The organism is Variovorax boronicumulans (genome assembly GCF_029892485.1).
In the GTDB taxonomy this organism is placed as follows: Bacteria; Pseudomonadota; Gammaproteobacteria; order Burkholderiales; family Burkholderiaceae_C; genus Variovorax; species Variovorax boronicumulans_B.
The window spans coordinates 21,652-43,278 of sequence record NZ_JARXVG010000023.1 but is presented as its reverse complement, the minus strand read 5'-3'; the positions used below and the strand labels follow the sequence as shown (position 1 = coordinate 43,278).

Below are 21,627 nucleotides of genomic sequence, written 5' to 3'. Positions count from 1 at the left end.
GCTACTGATACAGAAAGGTTTTCAACATGTCTGAAGCTACAAAGCTCCATCTTGCCGCGATCGCCGACCGCTACGCTGCGGCCTGGCTCTCGCACGATCCTCAAGCCATTGTCGCGCTGCACGCGCCTGACTCCACCTTTCAGGCGCATGGCCGCAGTGGACAGGTCAAGGGCAAGGCGGCGCTGCTCAAAGAGTTCGCCGGGGTGTTTGAGTTCTATCCCAATTTCGGCGTCGAAATACGCCGCCTTCTTCTTGGCGACAAGCACTGGACCCTCGATTGGGACCTGACGTTCCAACCGCCCGGCAAGGCCCCCCGGAAGTTCCATGCGCTCGACGTCGTGGAAGTGGATGACGATGGTCTTGTCACGAGGAAAGATACCTTCTTCGATTTTGCCCAGGTCAAAGCAGCGCTCGAAGCGAAGTAGGGAACAGAACATGACGAAGTCAACGACCTCCACCGCCGCACCCGTGACGCCGCTCTTCGATCGGCCCTTGATCGGCGCGTTGCCGGTGGAGCATCTGTGCGACCTCAGCATCGACCTGGAACTCGGCCAGGTGATCAAAACCCACCTCGGCACCCGCCTGACCTTCGTGGTCAAGGGCGGACGCTTCGAAGGTCCCCGTTTCCGGGGCGAACTGCTGCCAGGCGGCGGCGATTGGGTCCACCTCGGTGCCGACGGGATCAGCCGCATGGATGTTCGCGCCACCCTTCGCACCCATGATGGCGTTCTCGTTCACTATGACTCGCAAGGCCTGCTCAGGTACCCGGCGGATGGCCGTGAGCGGCTCGCCAAGGGCGAACGGCTTTCCTTTGATGAAACATACATCCGCCCGACGCCTCGGTTCGAGACGTCCGACGAGCGCTACGCCTGGCTTTCCGGAATGGTCACCGTCGGCTACGGCGAATACGGGCCGGGCCGCATCGATCACCGGATGTATTGCGTTCTGTGACATGAGCCGCGCAGCGCGCGAAGGCGGTGCTGCGCCGGGCAGTCTCATGCTTCGCTTCGCCACCGGACAGTCTTGGCCCAGGGCCTTGGCTATCGGCGATGCGCGCGCTTGAGCAAGCAGCTGCAGCTTTCGCAGCCGACAAGCAATACGGCCCGTCGCATGGCGCGCGTGCTGCTGCAGGGCCTGGCCATGTGCCACCGATCTCAGGTCGCCGATCGCAGCTCCCGGGCGGCCATGGCGCCGAGCGTGCGCAGGCCCTTCTCGATCCTTGCATCCCAGCCGTGGCCGCCGCTCAGGCGCAGGCAGTGGCCGTATTGGCCGCTCGCCGAGAACACCCCGCCGGGCGCGAAGCAGATGCCTTTCTCCAACGCCTGCGCAAAGAGCAGCCGCGTGTCCACGGGCTCCGGAAGTTCGATCCACAGCACGAAGTTTCCCTTCGGCCTCGACACCTTGGTGCCCGGCGGAAATGCCTGCTCGATCACTTGCGTCATGCGAGCCAGCGTGTCGGCGAATTCGCGGCGGACCCGACGCAGGTGGCGGTCATAGTCGCCGTTCGACAGGAAGGCTGCGAGCGCCACCTGGGTCAGCACCGGCGTCGCAAGGCTGGTGGTGAACTTGGTTTCGAGCACCCGGGCCATGTGGCGGCGCGTGGCGATCCAGCCGATGCGGTAACCGGGTGCGAGTGTCTTCGAGAACGAGCCGCAATAGATGACGTTGTCGTGCGTGTCGAGCGCGCTGAAGGGCAGGGGCCGCTCCTCGCCGAAATGGATGTCGCCGTAAACGTCGTCTTCGATCAGCGGCACCCGGTGCCTGGCCAGCAGACGCAGCACGGCGCGCTTGTTCTCTTCGGGCATGGTGCAGCCCAGTGGATTGCTGAAGCTCGATGCCAGCACGCAGGCGCGCACCTTACCCGAGGCAACGGCGTTGCCCAGTGCATCGACGTCGACGCCGGTGTCGGCGCTGGTTGGCAGCTCGATCACCTTCAGCCGCTTGGCGCGCAGCACTTGCAGCAGTCCGAAGTAGGTCGGCGACTCGATGGCGACGGTGTCCCCGGGCTGCGTGACCGCGTCCAGCGCCAGCGCCAATGCCTCCGTGCAGCCGCAGGTGATGGCGATGTCGTCGGGTGCCAGCGCCTGCCCGAAGCGCAGCGCGCGGCGTGCGATCTCCAGCCGCAGCGACATTTCGCCGTGCGGCGGCGAATAGGTGTTGCACTGGCTGCCCTTCACGCGGGCCGTGCGGGCCAGTACGAGGTCGAGCCTGGACGAAGACAGCAGACGCTGGTTCGGAATGGCGCAGCCGAGCGGCACGAGTGAGTCGTCCGACGCATGCTTGAGCAGGTCGAGCATGAGGTCGGACAGCTCCACCTTGGCGGGCCGGATCGAATGGCGCGCAGTCGTGGGCACTGGCAGGGCGGGCGGCGCCTTGGCGACGTAGTAGCCTGACTGCGGCCGAACTTCGAGAATGCCGCGGTCTTCGAGCAGGCGGTAGGCCTGCACCGCGGTGCTCAGACTGGTGCGCTGCAGCGTGCTGATTTCGCGCAGCGAAGGCGCCCGCGTGCCCGGCTTGAGCGTGCCGCTGCCGGCCAGGCCGGCGACGAAATCGGCGACTTCTTCGTAGCGGAATCGGGGAGACAACGACATCGATCACTCCTGCTTGCGCGTGGTGCACTGCGCAACTGTACTGCACATAATTTCGGAAAATTGTGGCTGTTATCGCCGGACATGAATCTGCAACATCGATGCCATCGACAGCAATGGATCAAGCAGCAGTTCATGTCCCGGTTTCAAGACAACAAGATCATCTCCCTGGTCGGCAAGGCACCCCGCTTCGACCTTGCCGAAAGCGTGGGGCCGAGCGTGCGGCTGGCCGAACTGCTCGACAGTGCCTTTGGCGACGCTGCCGACTTTGCGCTGGACTACGGCACGGCGGCGGGCAGCCCCGAACTTCGCCAGGAAATCGCGAAGGATCATGGCGTGGACGCCGACGACGTGGTGGTCACGGTAGGCGGCGCCCACGCGCTTTTCCTCATCGCGTTCACGCTGTGCCAGGCAGGTGACGAAGCCATCGTTACCGAGCCGGTGTTTCCGTTGCCGCGCAACGCGGTGGCCGCAGTCGGCGCCACCACGCGCGTGCTGCCGCTGAGCTTCGACACCGGCTACCAGGTCAACCTGGACGCGCTGCGAAAGCTACTGACTCCGCAGACAAAAATCGTGAGCTTGGCCTCGCCGCAGAATCCGTCGGGCGTTGCGATTCCGATGTCGACCCTGCGCGAGATCGTGATGATGCTGGCCGAGCACGCGCCCCAGGCCTGGCTGGTGGTTGACGAGACCTACCGCGAGGCAGCCTACGGCGGCGATGCCACCGCACCGAGCGCTGCCAGGCTGGGCGACCGAGTGATCTCGGTGTCTTCGCTGTCCAAATGCCACGGCTCGGCGGGTCTGCGCATCGGCTGGGCCATCACGCGTGACACGGCGCTGCGGCAGACGTTGATGACGGCCAAGTTCAGCACCGTGATTTCATGCTCGCTGGTCGACGAAGCGCTTGCGCTCGCCGTGTTCAGGCAGCGCGAACGGATCCTGAGCGAGCGGCGAAAACTCCTCGCGGAAAACCTGCAACTCGTCGAGAACTGGGTGTCGCGTCATAGCGCTTTTATCGAATGGGTCCGCCCCGACGCCGGAGCGCTGTGCTGCGTGCGGCTCAAGCGCGAGGTTTTCGATGCCGCGGGCATCGAAGGCTTCTACGCGACGTTGACCAAATTCAGCGCGCGCGTGGCGCCCGGTCCGTGGTTCGAGGACGATCCGTGGGTGTTCCGACTGGGATTCGGACTGCCAACGCTCACGCACTTGGCCATCGCGCTGGAGTGCGTATCGGTCGCCCTTGCGCAGGGGAGTGCCGATAGGACCGGGGTTTGACAGATAGGGGCGCTTGGTCGGCGACGGCGGCGCAAGCACAGCGCCGAGTTCAAGGCCTCGGCCGTGCAGGCCTACCTGCAGCCCGGTGTATCGGTATCGCTGGGCGCCATTGAGCTAAAGACTGCCCCGCCTGCGAAGGCCTCCTCGACGACCTTGGCCGAAGGCGGGGCCGCCCAGGTCCTCGGCCGACACGCTGTGGGCATTGGTCACATCGACGATGATCTTGCCCTGCCAGCTCGGCAGCGTCTTCGCAACATCCCGGATGCGATTAGAAACGGACAGCCAAGAAGACAACGTCCGCCCGGACCGCCTCCGTCGACTTGTTTCGAAAACTCAACCGGATCGGAGGATCCGGAAACGTCCCGTATCCGCAGGATCCCGGTCGACGATCTGCACCGGGGCCGTTGCCCATTGCCAGACGCCGATCCCTGGCACACGAGAAAACCGTATGGTTCCGCGGGTTCCCTCGACGACGACCAGCGGCCAGGCGTCTGCGATCCGCGCCCGATCTTCGCCGTGGGTCTGAGTCACGTGGGCAAGGACCGCGACGGTGTCGTAGCCCTCGAATGCCACGAAGGAGGGCGGTCCGCCAAGGTGTTCCTGCAGTGCCACTTTTGTCCTTTGCCCGAGCGGGCTCAGCCGCTCGGGAAGGTAGCGCAAGAACGGTATGGCAGCGCCTTGCTCGCCCAGCACCTGCGCCCACTGCGCAAGCTCGGGCTGCCCTGCCGGCGCGCCGATCAACAGGCCGTCCAGGCGGGTGTCGTGGCGGACCCCCCGGACGAGCGACACGGCCGGTTCCGGGTGTCCGACCAGGAGAAGGAGGGCCGTGGCCTGGCTCTCGGCGAGCTCGTCGCAGACGCTCAGGGGCGCCAGACTGCCCAGCTCCATGAGGGTGGCTCCTTGCTGGCTCAAGTGATCGCGCAGGATCTGGATGCCCGACGCCCAGTAGACGCTCGGCTGGCTCGCGACGGCAATCTGCTTGTGACCCATTTCGAGCAGGTGGTCTGCGTAGACCCGCCAGCCGCGCGATTGCGGCGGGGCAAGGCGTGCAACCCATCGGCTGGGCTGCTCGGTCAGCGCATCAAGCACTGCGGAGGAACAGAGGAAGGGAAGGCCGATCGCATCTGCGCGGGCAGCCGCAGCTCGGGCGACCACGCTGTGGTATTCCCCCGCCAGGGCCACCACACCCAGGGCGGCCAGTTCGTCGACGGCGGCGGCCGCCCTCTGGGGATCGGCCGCAGTGTCGCGAACGATCAATTCAAGAGGCCTGCCATTGATGCCGCCGGCGTCGTTGACATCGGCAACCGCCAACTCGAGCCCGGCGAGCAGGTGCTGGCCGGCTTCCACCCAGCCAGGCCGCGTCAGCGGCACCAACGCACCGAGTTGAAGTGCAGGCTGGTCTGCGGGCTTGGCATCGAGAAGGGACGTCACGGACTCACATCCTTAGGGTGGTTGCCAAAGGCCGTTGGCGCTATGCAAGGAATTTCGCCCTGCGATGTCTGAGGCGGGCCGGGACGGCATTCGATGTAACTCGAGGATCAGACATCGACATCGACATCGACATCGACATCGACATCGACATCGACATCGACATCGACATCGACATCGGTGCGCAGGATAGCTTCAAAGGGAGTTTCAGGCACCCAAAGACACGGGCTTGCGGGATGCCGGGCGCCGAAACGAACGGGGAGAGGTAGTCACGTGAACGCTTTCTTTGAGGAGCAGCAGACAGGTTCGGCCAACGAAGCCAGCGGCCGTGGCGTAGCCGCCAGCAGCGCCTGCGTGTACGCATGGCTCGGCCGGTCGAACACGATGTCGCGCGGGCCTTGCTCGACGATGCGGCCGTGCTCCATCACGACGACGCGGTCGGCGATCTGCTCGACGGCCGCGAGGTCATGGCTGATGAACAGGCACGCAAAGCCGTGGTGCGCCTGCAGGCTCTGAAACAGGCGCAGCACCTGCGCCTGGATGGTCATGTCGAGCGCGGACACGGGCTCGTCGGCCACCACGAAGGCGGGCCGGCGCACCAGTGCGCGCGCAATCGCCACGCGCTGGCGCTGGCCGCCCGAGAGTTCGTGCGGGTAGCGCGCGCCCAAGCCGCCCAGGCCGACTTCGTCGAGCGTCTCGTGCACGCGCTTCAGGCGCGCGGCGGCACCGAGCGCGGGCAGGTGGCGCAGCGGCTCAGCCACGATCTCCTGCACGCGCATGCGCGGGTCGAGCGACGAGAACGGGTCTTGAAACACAAGCTGGCAGGCCAGCCGGAAGCGGTGCAGCGCGGCGCGGTCGGCGCTGCGCACGTCATCGCCGCGAAACAGGATCTGCCCCGCGTGCGACGGCGCAAGCCGCAGGATGGCCCGGCCCAGTGTTGTCTTGCCCGAGCCGCTGCCGCCCACCAGCGCGACCATCTCGCCGGGGTGGATGTCCAGGTCGAGCTGGTCGATGACCTGCACCGACGCATGGCGCTTGAAGAAGCCGGCGCGCGGGCCTGGGTAACTCACGCACAGGCCGCGCACCTGCACCAGCGGCTGCTGGGGCGCGGCCGGGGCCGGCTTCGCGGCTTGGCGGCGCGGCAGGGCCTCGACCAGCTTGCGGGTGTAGGGCTGCTTTGGTTCGACGAGGATGGCGGGCACGTCGCCCGTCTCCACGAGCTTGCCTTTTTCGAGCACGATGGCGCGCTGCGCATAGCGCCCGACCAGCCCGAGGTTGTGCGTGATGAGCAGCACGGCCGTGCCCTGGTCCTTCGCGAGGCCAACCATCAGGTCGAGCACTTCGCGCTGGCTCAGCGTGTCGAGCGCGGTGGTCGGCTCGTCGGCGATCAGCAGGCGCGGCTTGAGCAGCATCACGCTGGCCAGCATGATGCGCTGGCGCATGCCACCTGAGAACTCGTGCGGGTAGGCGTGCATGCAGCGCTCGGGATCGGCGATCTGCACGCGGCGCAGCATGTCGAGGCAGCGCGCGCGAATCTCGATGGCCGACAGCTTGGTGTGCATGCGCAGGCCTTCGGCCATCTGCTGGCCGATGCGGTGCACCGGGTTGAGCGAGACCATCGGCTCCTGGAACACCATGCCGATGCCGGGCCCGCGGATCGGGCGCATGGCTTTCACGTCGCGCGAGGCTGCGGCGGTGAGGTCTTCGCCGTCGAACACGATCTGTCCGCCGCTTTGCGCAATGCCGGGCGGCAGCAGCTGCAGGATGGCGCGCGCGGCCATGGTCTTGCCGCTGCCCGATTCGCCCACGACGGCAAGGAACTCGCCGGGGCGCACGTCGAACGAGAGGTCGTGCACCAGCGTCTGGGCGCCGCCGACCAGGTCGATCTTCAGGTGCCGCACGGAAAGGACGGCTGCTGCGGAAGTAGAGGGATGGGTCATGACTTCTCCGTGCGCGGATCGAGCCGGTCGCGCAGCGATTCGCCCAAGAGGTTGATGCCCAGAAGGGTGAGCGCGATGCACAGGCCTGGCACCAGGCACAGCCACACGGCCGAAGCCATGTAGGGGCGCGCGCTGGAGAGCATGTTGCCCCAGGTGGGGGCGGGCGGCGGCACGCCCAGGCCGAGGAAGCTCAGGGCGCTTTCCGACAGCAGCACCCAGCCGAACATGCTGGTGGCCAGCACGGCGATGGGCGCCACGCAGTTGGGCAGGATGTGGCGCCACATGGTGTAGATCTCGCCGTTGCCGATCATGCGCGAGGCCTCGACGTACTCGCGCTCGCGCAGCGACAGCACGGTGCCACGCACCACGCGCACCACCGAGGGCGCGTAGGCCATGCTCAGCGCGAGCACGATGCCCCACTGGTTGGCGCCCACGATCACCATCACGCCCAGCGCCAGGAGCAGGCCCGGAAAGGCCAGCAGCGTGTCGTTGAAGGCCATGAGCACGCGGTCCGTCCAGCCGCGCACGAAGCCGGCGACCACGCCCACCACGAGGCCGATGGCGGTGGCCAGCGCCACGGTGAGCAGCGCGATGAGGCAGCTGGTGGAGGCCGCGCGCATGGCGCGGCTGGCCGCGTCGCGCCCGAACTCGTCGGTGCCCAGCCAGTGCGCCATCGACGGCGGCTGCAGCTTGCCGCGCAGGTCGATACCCAGCGGGTTGTAGGGCGTCCACAGCGCGGCCACCAGCGCCAGGACCAGCAGCACGCCGATGAGCATGCCGCCCACGAGGGTATGGGTCTTGATCTTTTTCACTGCACCGACACCCGGGGATCGAAGAGGGGATAGCACATGTCCACGATCAGGTTGATGACCACGTAGATGCAGGCCGTGAACAGCAGGCAGCCCTGGAGCACCGGGTAGTCGCGCGCGAAGATCGAATCGATCATCAGGCGGCCCAGGCCGGGCAGGGTGAACACCGTTTCGAGCACCGCGATGCCGCTCAGCAGGTGGCCCAGGATGAGGCCGATCATGGTGAGCGTGGGATTGAAGGCGTTGGGCAGCACGTGGCGGCGCAGCACCTGCGACTCGGGCACGCCCTTGGCGCGCGCGTGCGTCACGTACTCGAGCCGCAGCACCTCGATGGTGCTGGCGCGCGACATGCGCGTGAGCACGCCGGTCTCGACCAGCACCAGCGTGACGATCGGCAAGATGACGTAGAGCAGGCCCTGCGAGAAGTCTTCCGACATGGGCACGTAGCCCACCACCGGCAGCCAGTGCAGGTACTGGCCGAAGAACATCAACAGCAGCAGGCCGAGCCAGAAGCTCGGCACCGACAGCATCAGCGTGGCCGCGCCGATGATGGCGAGGTCGGTCGGCCGGTCCTTGCGCCAGGCGGCGACGAGGCCGGCGGGCACGGCGATCAGCGAGGCCAGCGCCACGGCGGTGAGCACGATCACGGCGCTCACGTGAAAGCGCTCCCAGATCAGCGGCAGCACAGCCAGGCCATTGGTGGTCGACACGCCCAGGTCGCCGGCGAGCGCGTGGCGCAGCCACACGAAATACTGAGTGACCAGGGGCTGGTCCAGCCCCATCTGCTGGCGTGCGAGTTCGAGCTGCGCGGGGTCGGCGCCTTCGCCGAGCATGAGCTGCACCGGGTCGCCCGGAATCAGCCGCATGAGCGTGAAGACGGCTATCGACACCAGCAGCAGCGTCGGGACCGTCATGGCGATCCGGCGCAAGAGGTAGGCGAGCATGGCGGCGCCCCCGTCAGCCGCGCGCGTCGAGCCGGACGTTCCAGAACCGGGGCTTCGCCGGCGCCCAGCCCTTGAAGCCGGTCACGCTCTTGCGCATGGCGGTGGCGTCGCTGGCGTTGAACAGCACGATCATCGGCACGTCCTGCAGCATCTGCTTGTGCATCTCGTCGAACAGCACCTGGCGGCGCGCCTTGTCGCGCGAGACCATGCTCTCGGTGAGCCGGGCCTGCGCGGCGGCGTTGTCCCACACCTTGCGCGGCTGCGCGGCCTTGTCGCCGCTGACCATCTCGTAGTTGAGCGAGGGGTCGATGCGCGCCGAGTAGATGAAGGCCATGCTCTGGTACTGGCCCTTGGTGTAGCGGTCGAGCTGCGTGGCCCAGTCGAGCACTTCGAGCTCGACATTGATGCCGGCTTCGGAGGCCATGGCCTGCACCAGCACGGCGGCCGAGTACAACGCCTCGTAGCGCTTGTTGGCGACGAGCTTGATCGGCTGGCCGCGGTAGCCCGCTTCGGCCAGCAGCTTCTTCGCACCGGCGATGTCGCGCTTGTAGCCACCGGCCTGCACCGCGCTGTAGAACGGGCTGGACGAAGGCACGACCGAGTTGTTGACGGCCGAGAGGCCTTCGGTGACCGTCTTGGCGATCTCGGGCGTGTCGAGCGCCAGTGCCAGCGCGCGGCGGATGCGCACGTCTTTCAGCAGCGGATCGGTGGTCTGCAGCAGCAGCGCCACCATGGTCATCACCGGCGTGGTGTCGACGCCCACGTCGCTGCGCCCGCGCATCTCGACCACATCGGCCGGGCTGGGGCTGATGAAGGCATCGATGCCGCCGCTGTACAGCGCCGCCTTGGCCGCGGCCGAGTCGGGAATGACGACGAAGCGCAGGTTCTCGATCTCGGCCTTTTTGCCGCCCGTCAGGCCGTCGCGCGGTTCGGGGCGCGAGCTGTAGCCGTCGAAGCGCGTGAGTTCGATGTACTGGCCGCGCTTCCACTCCTTGATCCTGTAGGGGCCGGTGCCCACGGGCTCCTTCCACTGGCCGTCGGCACCGAGCGAGCTGCGGTGCAGGATGGCCGCGCCGCCGCAGTCGGGGCGCGCCATCATCGTGAGAAACAGCGCGCTCGGGCGCTCGATCCTGAACACCACGGTCTTCGGCGTGGGCGCTTCCACCGCGAGCACCTTGGTCATGCCCTTGCCATCGAACTCGGGCAGGCAGCGCCAGCCGCTCGTGGGCTTCAGGTAACGCTGCCAGCTCCACACCACATCGTCGGCCGTGAGCACCGCGCCGTTCTGGAACTTCACGCCGTCGCGCAGGGTGAAGGTGTAGGTCAGGCCGTCGGCCGAGGTGTCGACCTTGCTTGCGAGCATCGGGCCGACAGAGGTGTCTTCGCGCAGCGCGACCAGCCCTTCGACCACGTGGATGAGCACGTTGTCGGTGTTGTCGTCGCGGTTGCCGCCGGGGTCGGTGGAGCGGATGTCTGAGTTGATCTGGATCCGCATCGTCTGGCCGGCGCCGGCCGGAGCTTGCGCGAAGGCCGCGCTGGTGACCAGGCCGAGGCCGAGCGCCAACGCAGCGGCGGCGCGTGCAGCGGGAGGGAGGGACGGGGGCGTGGGCAGGTTCATGGCAACACTCCTGGCGATGGCTGGGCGGGGCGGGCGGATCAGAGGGAATACTCGGTGAAGCGGTGCGCCCTGAACGGCGCCGGCGCGATGCGCATCTTTCGGGTCGCCGGGTCCATGACGATGGTCGCCACGGTGGCCGACGAGGCGCCGCCAGGGCCCGCGCTCGGGCTGCGGCACACGGCGCGCGGCGCGCCGAAGCGGTCCTGCAGGGCGTCCAGCACGTCCTGCTCGGTGAGCAGGCCCGCCGCGCGCTTGTTCTGCAGCGCCTCGGTCACGCGGCGGTCGCGATAGAGGGAATCGGGCGTGGTCTCCAGGCTGCGGTCGACCACGCGTGCCAGCGCCGCCGGGGTCTTGAAGTGGTTGGCGTGCACCAGGATGCCGCCTTCGGGCTGCTGCCAGAACACCTGCTCTGGGCAGGTCTCCAGGCTCACGGCCTCGCCCTCGGCGTGCGTGATGATCATGTTGTTGGAGATCGAGCGCGCGCTGCGGCACACCACGCCCAGCGCGTTGGCGTACAACGTCGACTGCAGGATGCCGCGGCGGATCAGCGCCAGCGGCACGCCTTGCTGCTTGCCGTCGTTGTCGGCCTTGATGAAGTTGCCGGTGACGGCGATGCCCGCGCTGTTGAGCCCCGCGCGTGCCAGCGTGCCAGCTTCCGCGAAGGTGAGCATGGCCGGGCCTTCGTCCGGCTGGATGCGCAGCACCACGCCGAGTTCGAGGCTCTCGACGCGCCAGTCCCAGTTCTGCGCATGGATGAGCTTGCCGTCGCGCGCGGCCGAAGGCATGACGACCACGCCGGTGCAGCCGTCGGGCGGTTCGGTCGCTTCGAGCTGCTGGAAGGCGTAGAGCATTTCGCTGCGCGCGTTGAGCGCCACGATGTCCTCGGCCGGCACGCCCGCGCCTTCGGCCACGCCCTCGATCTCGCGCAGCATGTCGGCGTCGAAGGCTTCGACCATCGGCATGAAGCGGCGGGCCAGCGCGCGCGTGCGCTCCCAGCTCAGGCCCACGCGCTCGAAGGCGGCGCGGTAGGTGCGCAGGCTCAGGTCGATCCGGTCGCCGGCGGCGCGGCCGTACTGGCGTCCGCGCTGCTGCGCGTTGCCTTCGATGTCGTAGAGGGGGAACGATTCGATGTCCATGGTGTGTCTTCTCCGGGGCTTGTCTTGTCTGTGCGAGCGGCGTGAGGCGGTCAGGCCGCGTTGTCGGTGGCTTGTGCGGTCTGCGCGATGGCGGCGCGCAGGCTGTCGACGATCTGGTCGATGTGCCGGCGCTCCAGCGTGAACGGCGGCGACAGCGCAATGGTGTCGCCCACGGAGCGCACCAGCACGCCGTTTTTGTCGAGGCAATGCTGCGCCACCGCCTGCGCATGCGTGCCGGGACCCGAGTCCCAGCCTTGCAGCTCGATGCCGGCCAAGAGGCCGACGTTGCGCACGTCGATCACGCCCGGGAGGCCGCGCAGGCTGTGCAGGCCGTCTTCGAAGTAGGGCGACTGCTCGGCGGCGCGGGCGATGAGGCCGTCTTCGGTGTAGGCGTCGAGCGTGGCCATCGCGGCGGCGCAGGCGAGCGGATGGCCCGAGTAGGTGTAGCCGTGCGAGAGCTCGACCGCGCTCACGCTGCCGTGCATGAAGGCATCGTGCACCGCGCCGCGCATGAGCACCGCACCCATCGGCACCGCGCCGTTGGTCAGGCCCTTGGCGGTGGTGATGAGGTCGGGCGTCACGCCGAACAGGTCGGACGCGAAGTTGCTGCCCACGCGTCCGAAGCCCGTGATGACCTCGTCGAAGATCAGCAGGATGCCGTGCCGGTCGCAGATTTCGCGCAGGCGCTGGAGGTAGCCGCGCGGCGGCGGCAGCACGCCGGTGGAGCCGGCCACGGGCTCGACGATCACGGCGGCGATGGTCGAGGCGTCGTGCAGCGAGACCAGCGCTTCGAGCGCGTCGGCCTTGTCGATGCCGTGCGGCGGCTCGCCGCGCGAGAAGGCGTTGCGCGCTAGGTCGAGCGTGTGCGGCAGATGGTCCACGCCGTTGAGCAGCGGCCCGAACGTGCTGCGCTGGCGCCCGATGCCGCCCACCGAGATGCCGCCGAAGCCCACGCCGTGGTACGAGCGCTCGCGCCCGATGAGCCGGTAGCGGCCCGCGTCGCCGCGCGCCCGGTGGTAGGCCACCGCGATCTTCAGCGCCGTGTCGACCGACTCCGAGCCCGAGTTGGTGAAGAAAACGCGGTTCATGCCGGCCGGCGCCATCTGCGTGAGGCGCTGCGCCAGCGTGAAGGCGGCCGGATGGCCGATCTGGAAATTGGAGGCGTAGTCAAGCACGTCGATCTGGGCCTTCATCGCCGCGCTGACCCGCGGATTGCGGTGCCCGGCGTTCACGCACCACAGGCCGGCGATGGCATCGAGCACGCGGCGGCCATCGGCCAGGTCGTAGTACAGGCCTTCGCTTCCGACGATGAGGCGCGGTGCCTGCTTGAACTTGCGGTTGGGCGTGAAGGGCATCCAGAACGCGTCGAGCGAACCGGGTTGCGTTGTCAGGGTATCGGCGGAAGCCACGGTGTTTTTCTCCTTGGGGAACGACCCGTCATCCGGGTCGGCGTGGGGCCGATCTTGAAATGAAAATTGTATTTTTCGCGGAAGATGTACATGGTTTTTTCGGCCCATAAATACAAAACATCCGCGATGATCGGCATAGCCCGTGCTTCCGGAGACCATGGATGACGCCACAACAGCAGATGCCGATGCAGACGCCGATGGACAAGTCGATCCCGCCGCTCACCCAGCGCGTGAGCCGCTACATCCTCGACCAGGCCCTGGCCGGCGGTTACGAGAACGGCCGCCACATGACCGAAACCGACCTTGCTGGGCGGCTCGGCATTTCGCGCACGCCGGTGCGCGCCGCGCTGCGCCTCTTGCACGAGCGTGCGCTGCTGGCGCATGTGCCCAACCGCGGCTACACGCTGGTGGCCGACCGGGAGGCGCTCGACCGCGCGTGCCGCGAGATGCCGGAAGATGAGGAGAAGACGCTCTATTACCGCGTGCTGCGCGACCGGCTCGCGGGCAAGCTGCCGACGCGCGTCAACGAACTCGAGCTGGCCCAGACCTACGGCGTGCCGCGCCCGCTGCTGCGCAACGTGATGACCACGCTACTGCAGGACGGCGTGCTGCGCGGTCGCCACTACCAACGCTGGGAGTTCACCGAAACCCTCGACTCGGTCGAGAGCGAGCGCGAGAGCTACCGCTTTCGGCTGGTGGTGGAATGCGCGGGCCTGCGCGAACCCGGCTTCAAGGTCGAGCATGAGCGGCTGCTGGCCTGCCGCGAGCAGCAGCAGAGCTTGCTTGCGCACGCCTCGCGCCATTCGTGGATGGAGTTCTTCGAGGCCAACGCGCAGTTCCACGAACTGTTGGCCAGCGCCTCGGGCAACCGCTTCATCCTCGATGCGGTGAAGCAGCAGAACCGGCTGCGCCGCATCTCCGATCTGTCGGACTACCCGCTCGTGAACATCGACCTGCTGCGCAAGTCGTGCCGCGAGCACCTGCAGATCCTCGACGCGGTCGAGGAGAACAAGCTCGAAGTCGCCGCCAGGTACATGCACGCCCACCTGAGCCGTGCCAGCGACATCCTGGAACGCCGCGTGATGGGCGACCTCGATGCGCTCGGCGAATGAAGCCACCGCATTTTTTATGACCCCCGAGAAACGACGCCTCCCATAGCGGACTGCAAATTCTGTGTTGGGCGATTCGGGCAAAGCCCGCCCCCTCACCACAGGATGGACCTTCGTTGCTCGCGAGCTCGCCGGCAGCAAGCCAAGTGCCGTATCGAGAATTTCGATGTCGCCTTCAGACTGTCAGCTGTCGATCGCCGGTTCGCTGCAGAACGACTGCTGTGATCAAAAGCAGACGCTGGCAGCCGCGCACCTATTCAAGCCTCGCTCGTCAGCCTTCCGAACTGTCCGCGCCTGAAGGAAGCGTTTTCCTCATTTCGGCGGCCAGCGCCAGTGCGGTATCTGCAAAGCTCTCCAGCCTTTCGATCCGTTTCAACATCGCCCTCTGCTGGGCCTCTTCCTTGGCTTTGAGGAGACCGTCCGCGACGAACCTGGAAACACTCAGCTCGACGTTGACGTCCAAGCCGCCTTTGACCGCCTCCTCCAGCCACAACCTCACCGAATCGGCCGACCGCTCCGCAGCGACGCAAAGAAAGTAGCGGATCAACTCTCTCGCAGAGTGGTCAAGGCCAATCGCGATTTCGAAAAGTCTCTTTTCGTCCCCGGTGGCACCATCAAGCTCTTCGTCGCGCGGGGCCCGTGAGAAATACCTGTACCCGTCAGCTTCATCGAGGCTGAGAGACTTAAGGGTATGGAGCAGTGGGTCCAACTCCCTTAGCGGCCTCATGTACGGAGGCAGCGCGTATCGATCCGCCCAAAGTTTCAGAATTGCTTCAATGCAAGCAGCCACGGCGGCATTCCGCGTGTCGTCGGGCGCTTGTTCTGCAGCGGATATCTTTTCAGCGACCAAGTGCGCCATCCACTGAGCCATGACATCGTCACCGAGCTTTAGGCCGGCAACAATTCGCTTGCCGAGTTCGATGACCGCCTTAGAGCGATCGAGTGATTCCATCGTTTCCGACCAGGTAAAAGCGGTTGTAGGGCCAGTTGTAGAAGGAGTATTCGTCCTCGCCACTCTGGTCTTTCGGCGGCTTGCGGCGGACTTTGACACGAACGATCAGGCAGTCTTCCTGACGACCTTTCAACAGTGCGCGAATGAACTCGTCGTCGGCACTCAGCCGAGTGCCGGTCAAGACGTCACGCTCGTTCCCATAACCGACGCTGCGCGACCATGTTTCGCTTCTCAGCGTCCCGCCTGCTGAAAGTGCCCAAGATCTCGAATCCGGGTCCGTTGTTGGCTTTAGGGCGTCGAGGATCGTAGGGCAAGGACGGGGGCCTGGGCTGGCTACCTTGCCGGCCCAAGGGTCGTATTCGTCAAGGTTCATAGAATCGTTTCGGGTCGTGACCCATCCGAAGAGCCGCATCTCTGGGTCAGGTGAATCGTCCCGATGCTCAACGTGGTCGGCGTCAGGCAAGTAGACATTTCCTGGGTCAGGACTGGTCTGCAAGGCTGCCAGGAGCGCCGGTGCGTGACGGGTGGATACGAGCGCCGATCCGACTGAGACGGTCTCGCCATTCGCCGCGTCGGTAGTCGTCCAATGCCCCCAAAGGACTTTCATGCCGTCGTCCGTCGTCAATTGATCGTCCAAGTACTGCCTAGTTACCTCCCAACACCATGTGCCGCTTGGCGGAGAGCCGCTTGCCGTGCTGGCAATTGTGATTTCGGGATCGCGCCTGTCAGAGAGCCACCGGTCATTAGCGCGGGTCAGCAACTGCCCCTTCAACCAGTCGTCGAAGGGGTTCTCTTCTTCATCGGCACGGCGACGTATAGGCAGCGTCTTCAGAAGTTGGCCTGCCGCCAGCATCATGGCGTGATAGGAGTGGTAAACGCGCATGTCCTCTACCTCGGGCATGGAACCGTGGGAGTGCGTGGTTTCTCGCCCGCGATAGAGTCCGCGCTTGTAGCGTTGATCGTCGACGTGCCGGTACGGTTCTAACAACAGTCGCTCGCGCAACACCGAGCGAGCCCGCCGCTCGACAGAATGCTCGTTCAGCCCGAAGACACGGCCCAAGGGCGCAAACCAATACGAACCGATGTCGATGCCAAAGTAATATTTCTCCTCCCCCTCCGCGATATCCGCATCCGAAGTGGCATCAACCACGTCCATGTCGCCGCGGGCGTACGTCTCAACAGCAAGCTCCGGGCGGTTCGCGCGGTTCACGATAGCGAGCAGATCCGCCGACAGCTCGCTGACCTGATGGAGCCGCCTCAGCGCATCAGACGCGAAATGCCGGATGATGACGTGATCTTCCCTCACTGCAGTGCTGAGAAACGCGAGAAACGCTGCCACGGCCCTAGGTTCGTCCATTGCACCGCGCGCCAAGGCAAGACAGAGCCATTGCCGGGCGTGCCACTCGTAGAAAACCAGCCCGCGATCAACGAATGGGGCGGGGTCCACACTACACGCGCGAGCCGCCAACGCAGCCATCAGCGATGTCCACTCCAGTTGGAGGCAGTTCCGGACACAGTGCACATGTTCCCATCGCTCTGATGTGGAGGGACGCGCCAGGCCCGCCCAAAGATACCCAGCTAAGGCCTCCTCGCACGAGGTTGAAGGCTTAAGGGAGTTATCCCACGCACCGTCGCCGTCTTCAGCCTCCAGGGCGTCCTCCAGCAAATCAAGGCCAAAGTTCAGCACTTCATCTGCCTCATCTGCGGTCATTTGCAACGCCAGCGGATCCACAAGATGGAAAAGTTCCTCGGCACTCAGCGTGTCGAGTTGCAAGAGGTACCCGTTGACCCGAGCGGATGCAACCTCTTTTTCTGCCACCAGGCCAGTGGCATAGAGATCATTGAAGGGGCCTTCATGCCCCCAACCTCGGCGCCCAACGCGGTTGGGTTCACTGGTGGCTATCGCGAGAACGGTCCTCTTCAGTTCCTTGCGAACGGACAGCAGCTTCCTGCTGGGCTCTGACAGGTTTCGGACAACGTTGGTGAAGTGATACAGGTCGAAGCCGTCGTCAGAGAAGATTGCCCGGAGGTACGAATCGATCTGCGACAAGGTTGCGCGCCGACACCCTTGTTCGTAGAACTCCCCAACATATGTGCGATGGCCATACTTCTTGAGATTCCGCCGAGCCCCGTGGACTGCTGCGGCATCACAAAGATCGACTCCATTGAAGACAGCGTCCCAGTCAGGCTTTTTGGTGTCATCGCGGATGGCGCCAGAGGGTGTCGGAACCTTTGTCGACGCCTCAATGGACTCTTGGACCTCGGAGGCGCGAAGCAAGCGCTCTAGATCTGGAAGTGCGACGGCCAACTCATCGGCCAGCCTCTTGAGCCGGCGCCACGTCGAAGCGTCAGCATGCTGGATTCGCAGGAATCGATAAGCAACCTGGAGAAGTAATTTCTTTCGATCGGCGTTTGGCTCTGCCTCGATGGCGACCTTGATGTCGTCAACGCGCTTCCACTCTGACACGGTGCCGCTGAGTGCGACTGGGGTCGCCTTCGGCAGATGCCCGGTCGCCACCAGCCGGTAGATCGCGGTCGGCAAAAGCTCGCTCGCCAGCCCGAACGATCGGTCCCGCCACCGACTCAAGATTGCCAGGCTGGAGGGTGGACATAGGTCCGCCAAGCCTTCGACCAATCGATCCCAATCCATGTACTTGTCTCGAGCCATGTGCTCGTAGGTGAGTTCCGCCATCCGCGCCAATCGATAGGCGGTCCGAGGCCTCGAGGTGCCAGGGCGATATGCGGCACCGGCTAGATCGAGGAACGTTGTCCATCGCGACAAATGCTCCTCTCCAATCTTGCTAGCGATGTCGATAGCCCGGTCGAAATAGGCGGCGGACTCGGGCTTACTAACGCAAAAGATGGCACGCGCCAGTTCCTGCAGATCGTCAACGCGCATCTCCGCGTCGTCGCGCGATGCCGCCAACTGGTTAAAAGCTCTGATGCTGAGCTGAAGGGCCACGTCGGCAAGACCGGCTGTGCGCGCGGCGACGCGGCACATTGCGGTGAGGGTGGTCGAGTGAATTCGATCGTTTTCATCGACCCATTGCAGCAGCTGGTCAGCCTGCACTGTTTGAGTGGCCTCTGCATCACGCAGAATCTGCGTCCACTCGACGGCAGCAATTCTGTCCAGATTGAAGTTCCGTTGGTAGTCCTGTGACGAAGCAGATTTCGTCTGCTTTAGAGCAGCTTTGATCTGTTGATTGAGGTCATCGGGCTGACGGCCACATGCAAGCTCGGCGCTCAGGGTGAACCAAGCGAGCACGCCTCCGGTCACAAGCTCGAGCAAGGACGCTTCCTGCCCTTTGCTCTGAGAGCGTGCGGGTTCAAACTCTTGGCGAATGTCCTTCGATGCGAGGTCAATCAGAGCAAGTCGTTGGCCGCGAAGTGCCGCTTCAAGCGCATAAGCCCTAACGAGTTGTATTCGGTCGGCGCTAAAACCATCGTGGAGTTGGCGGGGTGGGTCTATCGGCAGGTAACGTCGCAACACGCCTGACCAGGCAGCATCATCGCGCGGCAGACATCGCAGAGCCTGCGTGATTGCAGACCTGATTGCATCCAACAAGTCCCCACCCGCTTTCCAAATGGGCTCCTCGTCCGGCAGCTTGACCTTGGGGTCTGTCAGGATTGCCATCAGATGGCGCAGTGGCGCTTGTGGCAGCAGATGCCCGACTCGGGTTGCTTCTGCGGCAAGGCCTAGCAGCATCCAGACGTCGCCGTCGGCATGCTCAGCAAGCTCGTCCAGTCTCTTGTAGTCACCGAGATCCGCCAGTCGCGCGGCAACGAGCTTGGTGGCTCGTAGGGTGGTAGTTCGAGGGCGCCATCCCTTGAGGAATTTCGTGGACTCTGCGGGGCCTCTCAACCTCAAGAGACCTGTCGCCAGTTCAGCGCGCTCTGCGTCGTCGAGCGATTGGTTGCGACGGCGATTGCGCGGCTGCTTGCTCCAAACCAGCAGCCATTCCCACGCCATCCGCAATCTGCTTCTTGCCTCAGGAACGAGGTCATCTTTCCCGGACAGCAGCACGGCCTCGCACGCATGATGCGCGCCAAGGAACTCACCACCGAAAGTGCGCCTGGAGACAAGTTCTTCGATGCGATCCGCGGATAGCAGGATGCCGGCAATATCCGTGTTTTTTTGGATGAGGGCGTTTTGACGTGCTTCACCGGCTGCTTCGCCGCCGACTTTCAGCGCGAGCTTGGCGGCCGCAACATGGCGTCCTTGCTGCAGGCAAGCCCTGAGCGCGAACACCAGGCGCTGCAGTTCGACGTCTCTGCGTTCCAGAGGATTGAGCTCAGGGAGGCTTTCGTCCGACAGCGCGAGGGCGATCAGTTCGTCCATTCGGCCCGCAGATAGCAACAACTGTGGCAACGCCGCTGCGACGTACGAACTGCTTGCAGCGAGTGGCTTGAGTTTTGCAAGGAATGCGTCGAGCGCAGCTGCCTCTGGCTTGAAGGTCTCGTTGAACCAGGTCTCAGAGGGCTCATCCAAGAAGTGCAGGCTCGCGTCCTTGACGAACAAGGGGCGACCAAACTCAGTCGCGAAGGTCCGCACGGCGCTCTCTGAAACGCCAGCGATCTTGGCCAAGATGGAGATCGGTACGAGGGGCCGCAGGACGGCAAGACCCTTGCAGATGAGGTCGATCTGCTCCGCTTCCGTCGGGCCCGATTCAGCCTTCAATCTGGCGACGGCTTTGGCCAGCAAGTCTCCGATGGCGCGCTCAACGGTTGTCGGTGTCGGGCCCAGCGCGCGAAGCATGTCGTCGATGGGTTGTCCCGCTGCCATGGCCAAGGCCTGAACTCGAGGGTTATCGCTACTAAGGTAGGCGAACTCCGCAGCTTCGGCATCAGTCGCATCTGGATAGGTCAGTCGTAGATGCATGGCGCTCTCCGCCTTCGAGAACGACTCCAGCTTGACCACGATGGAGTCGAGGGGAGCTCGCAGGTGCTCCCGGCGATGGGAACGGCACGTGAGGGCCACCCTCACTCCGTCGGGCATGCCGGTGTTGATCAGGTCATGGACGAAGGCACGCTCACCAATCTCGTGTGCGGCCATGTACGCGTTGTCGGCCGCGTCGACGATGATGCAAAGGCTCGCATGAGGAGTGCGTGCCCGTAGCAGTTCGATTGCTTGCTTGAGCCGCGACACGAAGGCTCGCATGAACGCCTTGGGATCTGTGCCGGTAGACGGAATCAGCGGCAGACAGAGTTGTCGCGCTGCGAGCTCGTTCGCAATCTGGACAAGCGCGTCGCGGTACCGATGTCGATACTTCAACGCTTGGCGGTATGTCCCATCGCCGAAGCAGTCGTACAACACTGCCACCGAACCCTCTGGCATTGCGCGCGACAGTCGTGCCGACAAAGTGGACTTGCCGACGCCGCCATCGGCGTGGATGACCATAGGGTGCTGTGCGGCAAGGAGCGTCGAGAGAATCTCCGCTTCCTGGGCCCGGGTCAGCACCTGCTTTGGGTCGGCAATCAGCGATGGCGCCGGCAGAAGGTCGACCTCGCTCACTTGCAGGACGCGAAGCACGTCGTAGAGGCGAATCGACCGGTCTTTCGCCCCCTCGTCTGTGGCTTTGCGGGTGACCAACTCTTTCAACTGCAGCGGAGCGTCAGCATCCGGCCCGGACAGGTATGCGCTCAGATCCTTGCTCAGCAGGTTGCGCTGCTCCCAAAGATCGGGCTCGCCGGCTTCAACCGAAAAAGCTGCGAAAAAGTGCTGCAGGTTACTGCCGGCCGGCTTCGCGTAGCGCTTCAGCAATCGGTCAATTGCACAGTGACGAGGTGCCGCGGTACCAGCGGCGATGTCGACCAAGGCCTCGAGAACGTCTGCGTCGATGGGCCGGTTGGTCAAAAAGCAGAATCGCACCTTCTCAGCCAGGATATCGATGCCAAGCGTGTCCTCGAGATCCTTGAAGCGCTTCGAGAAGCCATCAATGATTCTTTTCAGGCCACTCGCTTTCCACGGCTCGTGGGCGCGCTTGGATGAATGCTTGAGCTGCACGTAGCAGATCGCCGTGGCCTCTGCAAGCTTCTCGCTGCCGTAGTAAAGGCCGACGTCGATGACCTCATCGCCAGCATCTGTGGACGCATCACCTTCGGCCAGCGACGCCCCTTCTATCGACACCGCGACAAGCCCCTCTTTCCCAGCAAGAAGGCCAAGGCATTGCCGGGCAGCCCACTGGTAGTGAAACTGGTCTCCGCTTCTAGAAGGACCTACAGAACCTAGTTCCGCCATGTGATTTGACGCTTCCCGTAATTGTCTTCCCGCGAAGCTTACTGGCAAGCTTGGCACTGGTGCTCCTCCAGCGCCAGTTTGCCCTCTCCGCTGGATCAATGACCGCTGTGAGCGCCAGACTGTGCCGTCAGTGGCAATTGCTGTGTGACTGCAACCGCTGCGATCCGGACCATGCCACGAC

15 protein-coding genes are annotated in these 21,627 nt (G+C 64.8%); 5 read left to right on the top strand and 10 right to left on the bottom strand.

Annotated elements, in window-relative coordinates:
• Positions 1-26 precede the first annotated feature (26 nt).
• A complete protein-coding gene (locus M2282_RS30195) occupies positions 27-425 on the top strand; it encodes a nuclear transport factor 2 family protein (RefSeq protein ID WP_280812452.1) in 399 nt (132 codons plus the stop codon).
• 10 nt (positions 426-435) lie between these two features.
• Complete coding sequence (locus M2282_RS30190) at positions 436-951, top strand: DUF3237 domain-containing protein (protein WP_280812451.1); 516 nt, start codon at positions 436-438, stop codon at positions 949-951.
• Positions 952-1,154: 203 nt separating this feature from the next.
• Here the strand turns inward: M2282_RS30190 and M2282_RS30185 are convergent, their stop codons facing one another.
• The gene (locus tag M2282_RS30185; RefSeq protein WP_280812450.1) at positions 1,155-2,591 is read right to left on the bottom strand and encodes a PLP-dependent aminotransferase family protein; all 1,437 of its coding nucleotides are present in this window, start codon (positions 2,589-2,591) and stop codon (positions 1,155-1,157) included.
• Positions 2,592-2,723: 132 nt separating this feature from the next.
• Between M2282_RS30185 and M2282_RS30180 the strand changes: the two genes are divergently transcribed.
• A complete protein-coding gene (locus M2282_RS30180; RefSeq protein WP_280812449.1) occupies positions 2,724-3,863 on the top strand; it encodes a pyridoxal phosphate-dependent aminotransferase in 1,140 nt (379 codons plus the stop codon).
• A gap of 333 nt (positions 3,864-4,196) precedes the next feature.
• Here M2282_RS30180 and M2282_RS30175 read toward each other — a convergent pair whose 3' ends face one another.
• Positions 4,197-5,294, bottom strand: a complete 1,098-nt coding sequence (locus tag M2282_RS30175) for an ABC transporter substrate-binding protein (protein ID WP_280812448.1) — start codon at positions 5,292-5,294, stop codon at positions 4,197-4,199.
• Between the two features lie 17 nt (positions 5,295-5,311).
• Between M2282_RS30175 and M2282_RS30170 the strand changes: the two genes are divergently transcribed.
• On the top strand, positions 5,312-5,560 hold the full coding sequence (locus M2282_RS30170; RefSeq protein WP_280812447.1) for a hypothetical protein: 249 nt from the start codon (positions 5,312-5,314) through the stop codon (positions 5,558-5,560).
• Here M2282_RS30170 and M2282_RS30165 read toward each other — a convergent pair whose 3' ends face one another.
• Genes M2282_RS30165 through M2282_RS30140 form a run of 6 tightly spaced genes read right to left on the bottom strand, consistent with a single transcriptional unit; the run spans position 5,561 to position 13,147 of the window.
• On the bottom strand, positions 5,561-7,231 hold the full coding sequence (locus M2282_RS30165; protein ID WP_280812446.1) for an ABC transporter ATP-binding protein: 1,671 nt from the start codon (positions 7,229-7,231) through the stop codon (positions 5,561-5,563).
• The gene (locus tag M2282_RS30160) at positions 7,228-8,007 is read right to left on the bottom strand and encodes an ABC transporter permease (protein ID WP_280812467.1); all 780 of its coding nucleotides are present in this window, start codon (positions 8,005-8,007) and stop codon (positions 7,228-7,230) included. Before M2282_RS30160 ends, M2282_RS30165 begins: the two co-directional genes overlap by 4 nt.
• 32 nt (positions 8,008-8,039) lie before the next feature.
• A complete protein-coding gene (locus tag M2282_RS30155; protein WP_280812445.1) occupies positions 8,040-8,984 on the bottom strand; it encodes an ABC transporter permease in 945 nt (314 codons plus the stop codon).
• Between the two features lie 13 nt (positions 8,985-8,997).
• Entirely contained in the window at positions 8,998-10,602 is a 1,605-nt protein-coding gene (locus M2282_RS30150) for an ABC transporter substrate-binding protein (protein ID WP_280812444.1), read from the bottom strand.
• Between the two features lie 38 nt (positions 10,603-10,640).
• The gene (locus M2282_RS30145; RefSeq protein WP_280812443.1) at positions 10,641-11,738 is read right to left on the bottom strand and encodes a C45 family autoproteolytic acyltransferase/hydolase; all 1,098 of its coding nucleotides are present in this window, start codon (positions 11,736-11,738) and stop codon (positions 10,641-10,643) included.
• Between the two features lie 50 nt (positions 11,739-11,788).
• On the bottom strand, positions 11,789-13,147 hold the full coding sequence (locus tag M2282_RS30140; protein ID WP_280812442.1) for an aspartate aminotransferase family protein: 1,359 nt from the start codon (positions 13,145-13,147) through the stop codon (positions 11,789-11,791).
• A 161-nt stretch (positions 13,148-13,308) separates the two neighbouring features.
• Between M2282_RS30140 and M2282_RS30135 the strand changes: the two genes are divergently transcribed.
• Positions 13,309-14,259 carry a GntR family transcriptional regulator gene (locus M2282_RS30135; protein WP_280812441.1) on the top strand — a complete coding sequence of 317 codons (951 nt, stop codon included), beginning with the start codon at positions 13,309-13,311 and terminating at the stop codon, positions 14,257-14,259.
• 268 nt (positions 14,260-14,527) lie between these two features.
• Here M2282_RS30135 and avs3b read toward each other — a convergent pair whose 3' ends face one another.
• Both avs3b and avs3a read right to left on the bottom strand, forming a co-directional pair.
• Positions 14,528-15,208 (bottom strand): AVAST type 3 anti-phage proein Avs3b, encoded by a 681-nt coding sequence (avs3b, locus tag M2282_RS30130; RefSeq protein ID WP_280812440.1) that lies wholly within the window; start codon positions 15,206-15,208, stop codon positions 14,528-14,530.
• Positions 15,186-21,446 (bottom strand): AVAST type 3 anti-phage nuclease/ATPase Avs3a, encoded by a 6,261-nt coding sequence (gene avs3a, locus M2282_RS30125; RefSeq protein WP_280812439.1) that lies wholly within the window; start codon positions 21,444-21,446, stop codon positions 15,186-15,188. Before avs3a ends, avs3b begins: the two co-directional genes overlap by 23 nt.
• Between the last annotated feature and the right edge of the window lie 181 nt (positions 21,447-21,627).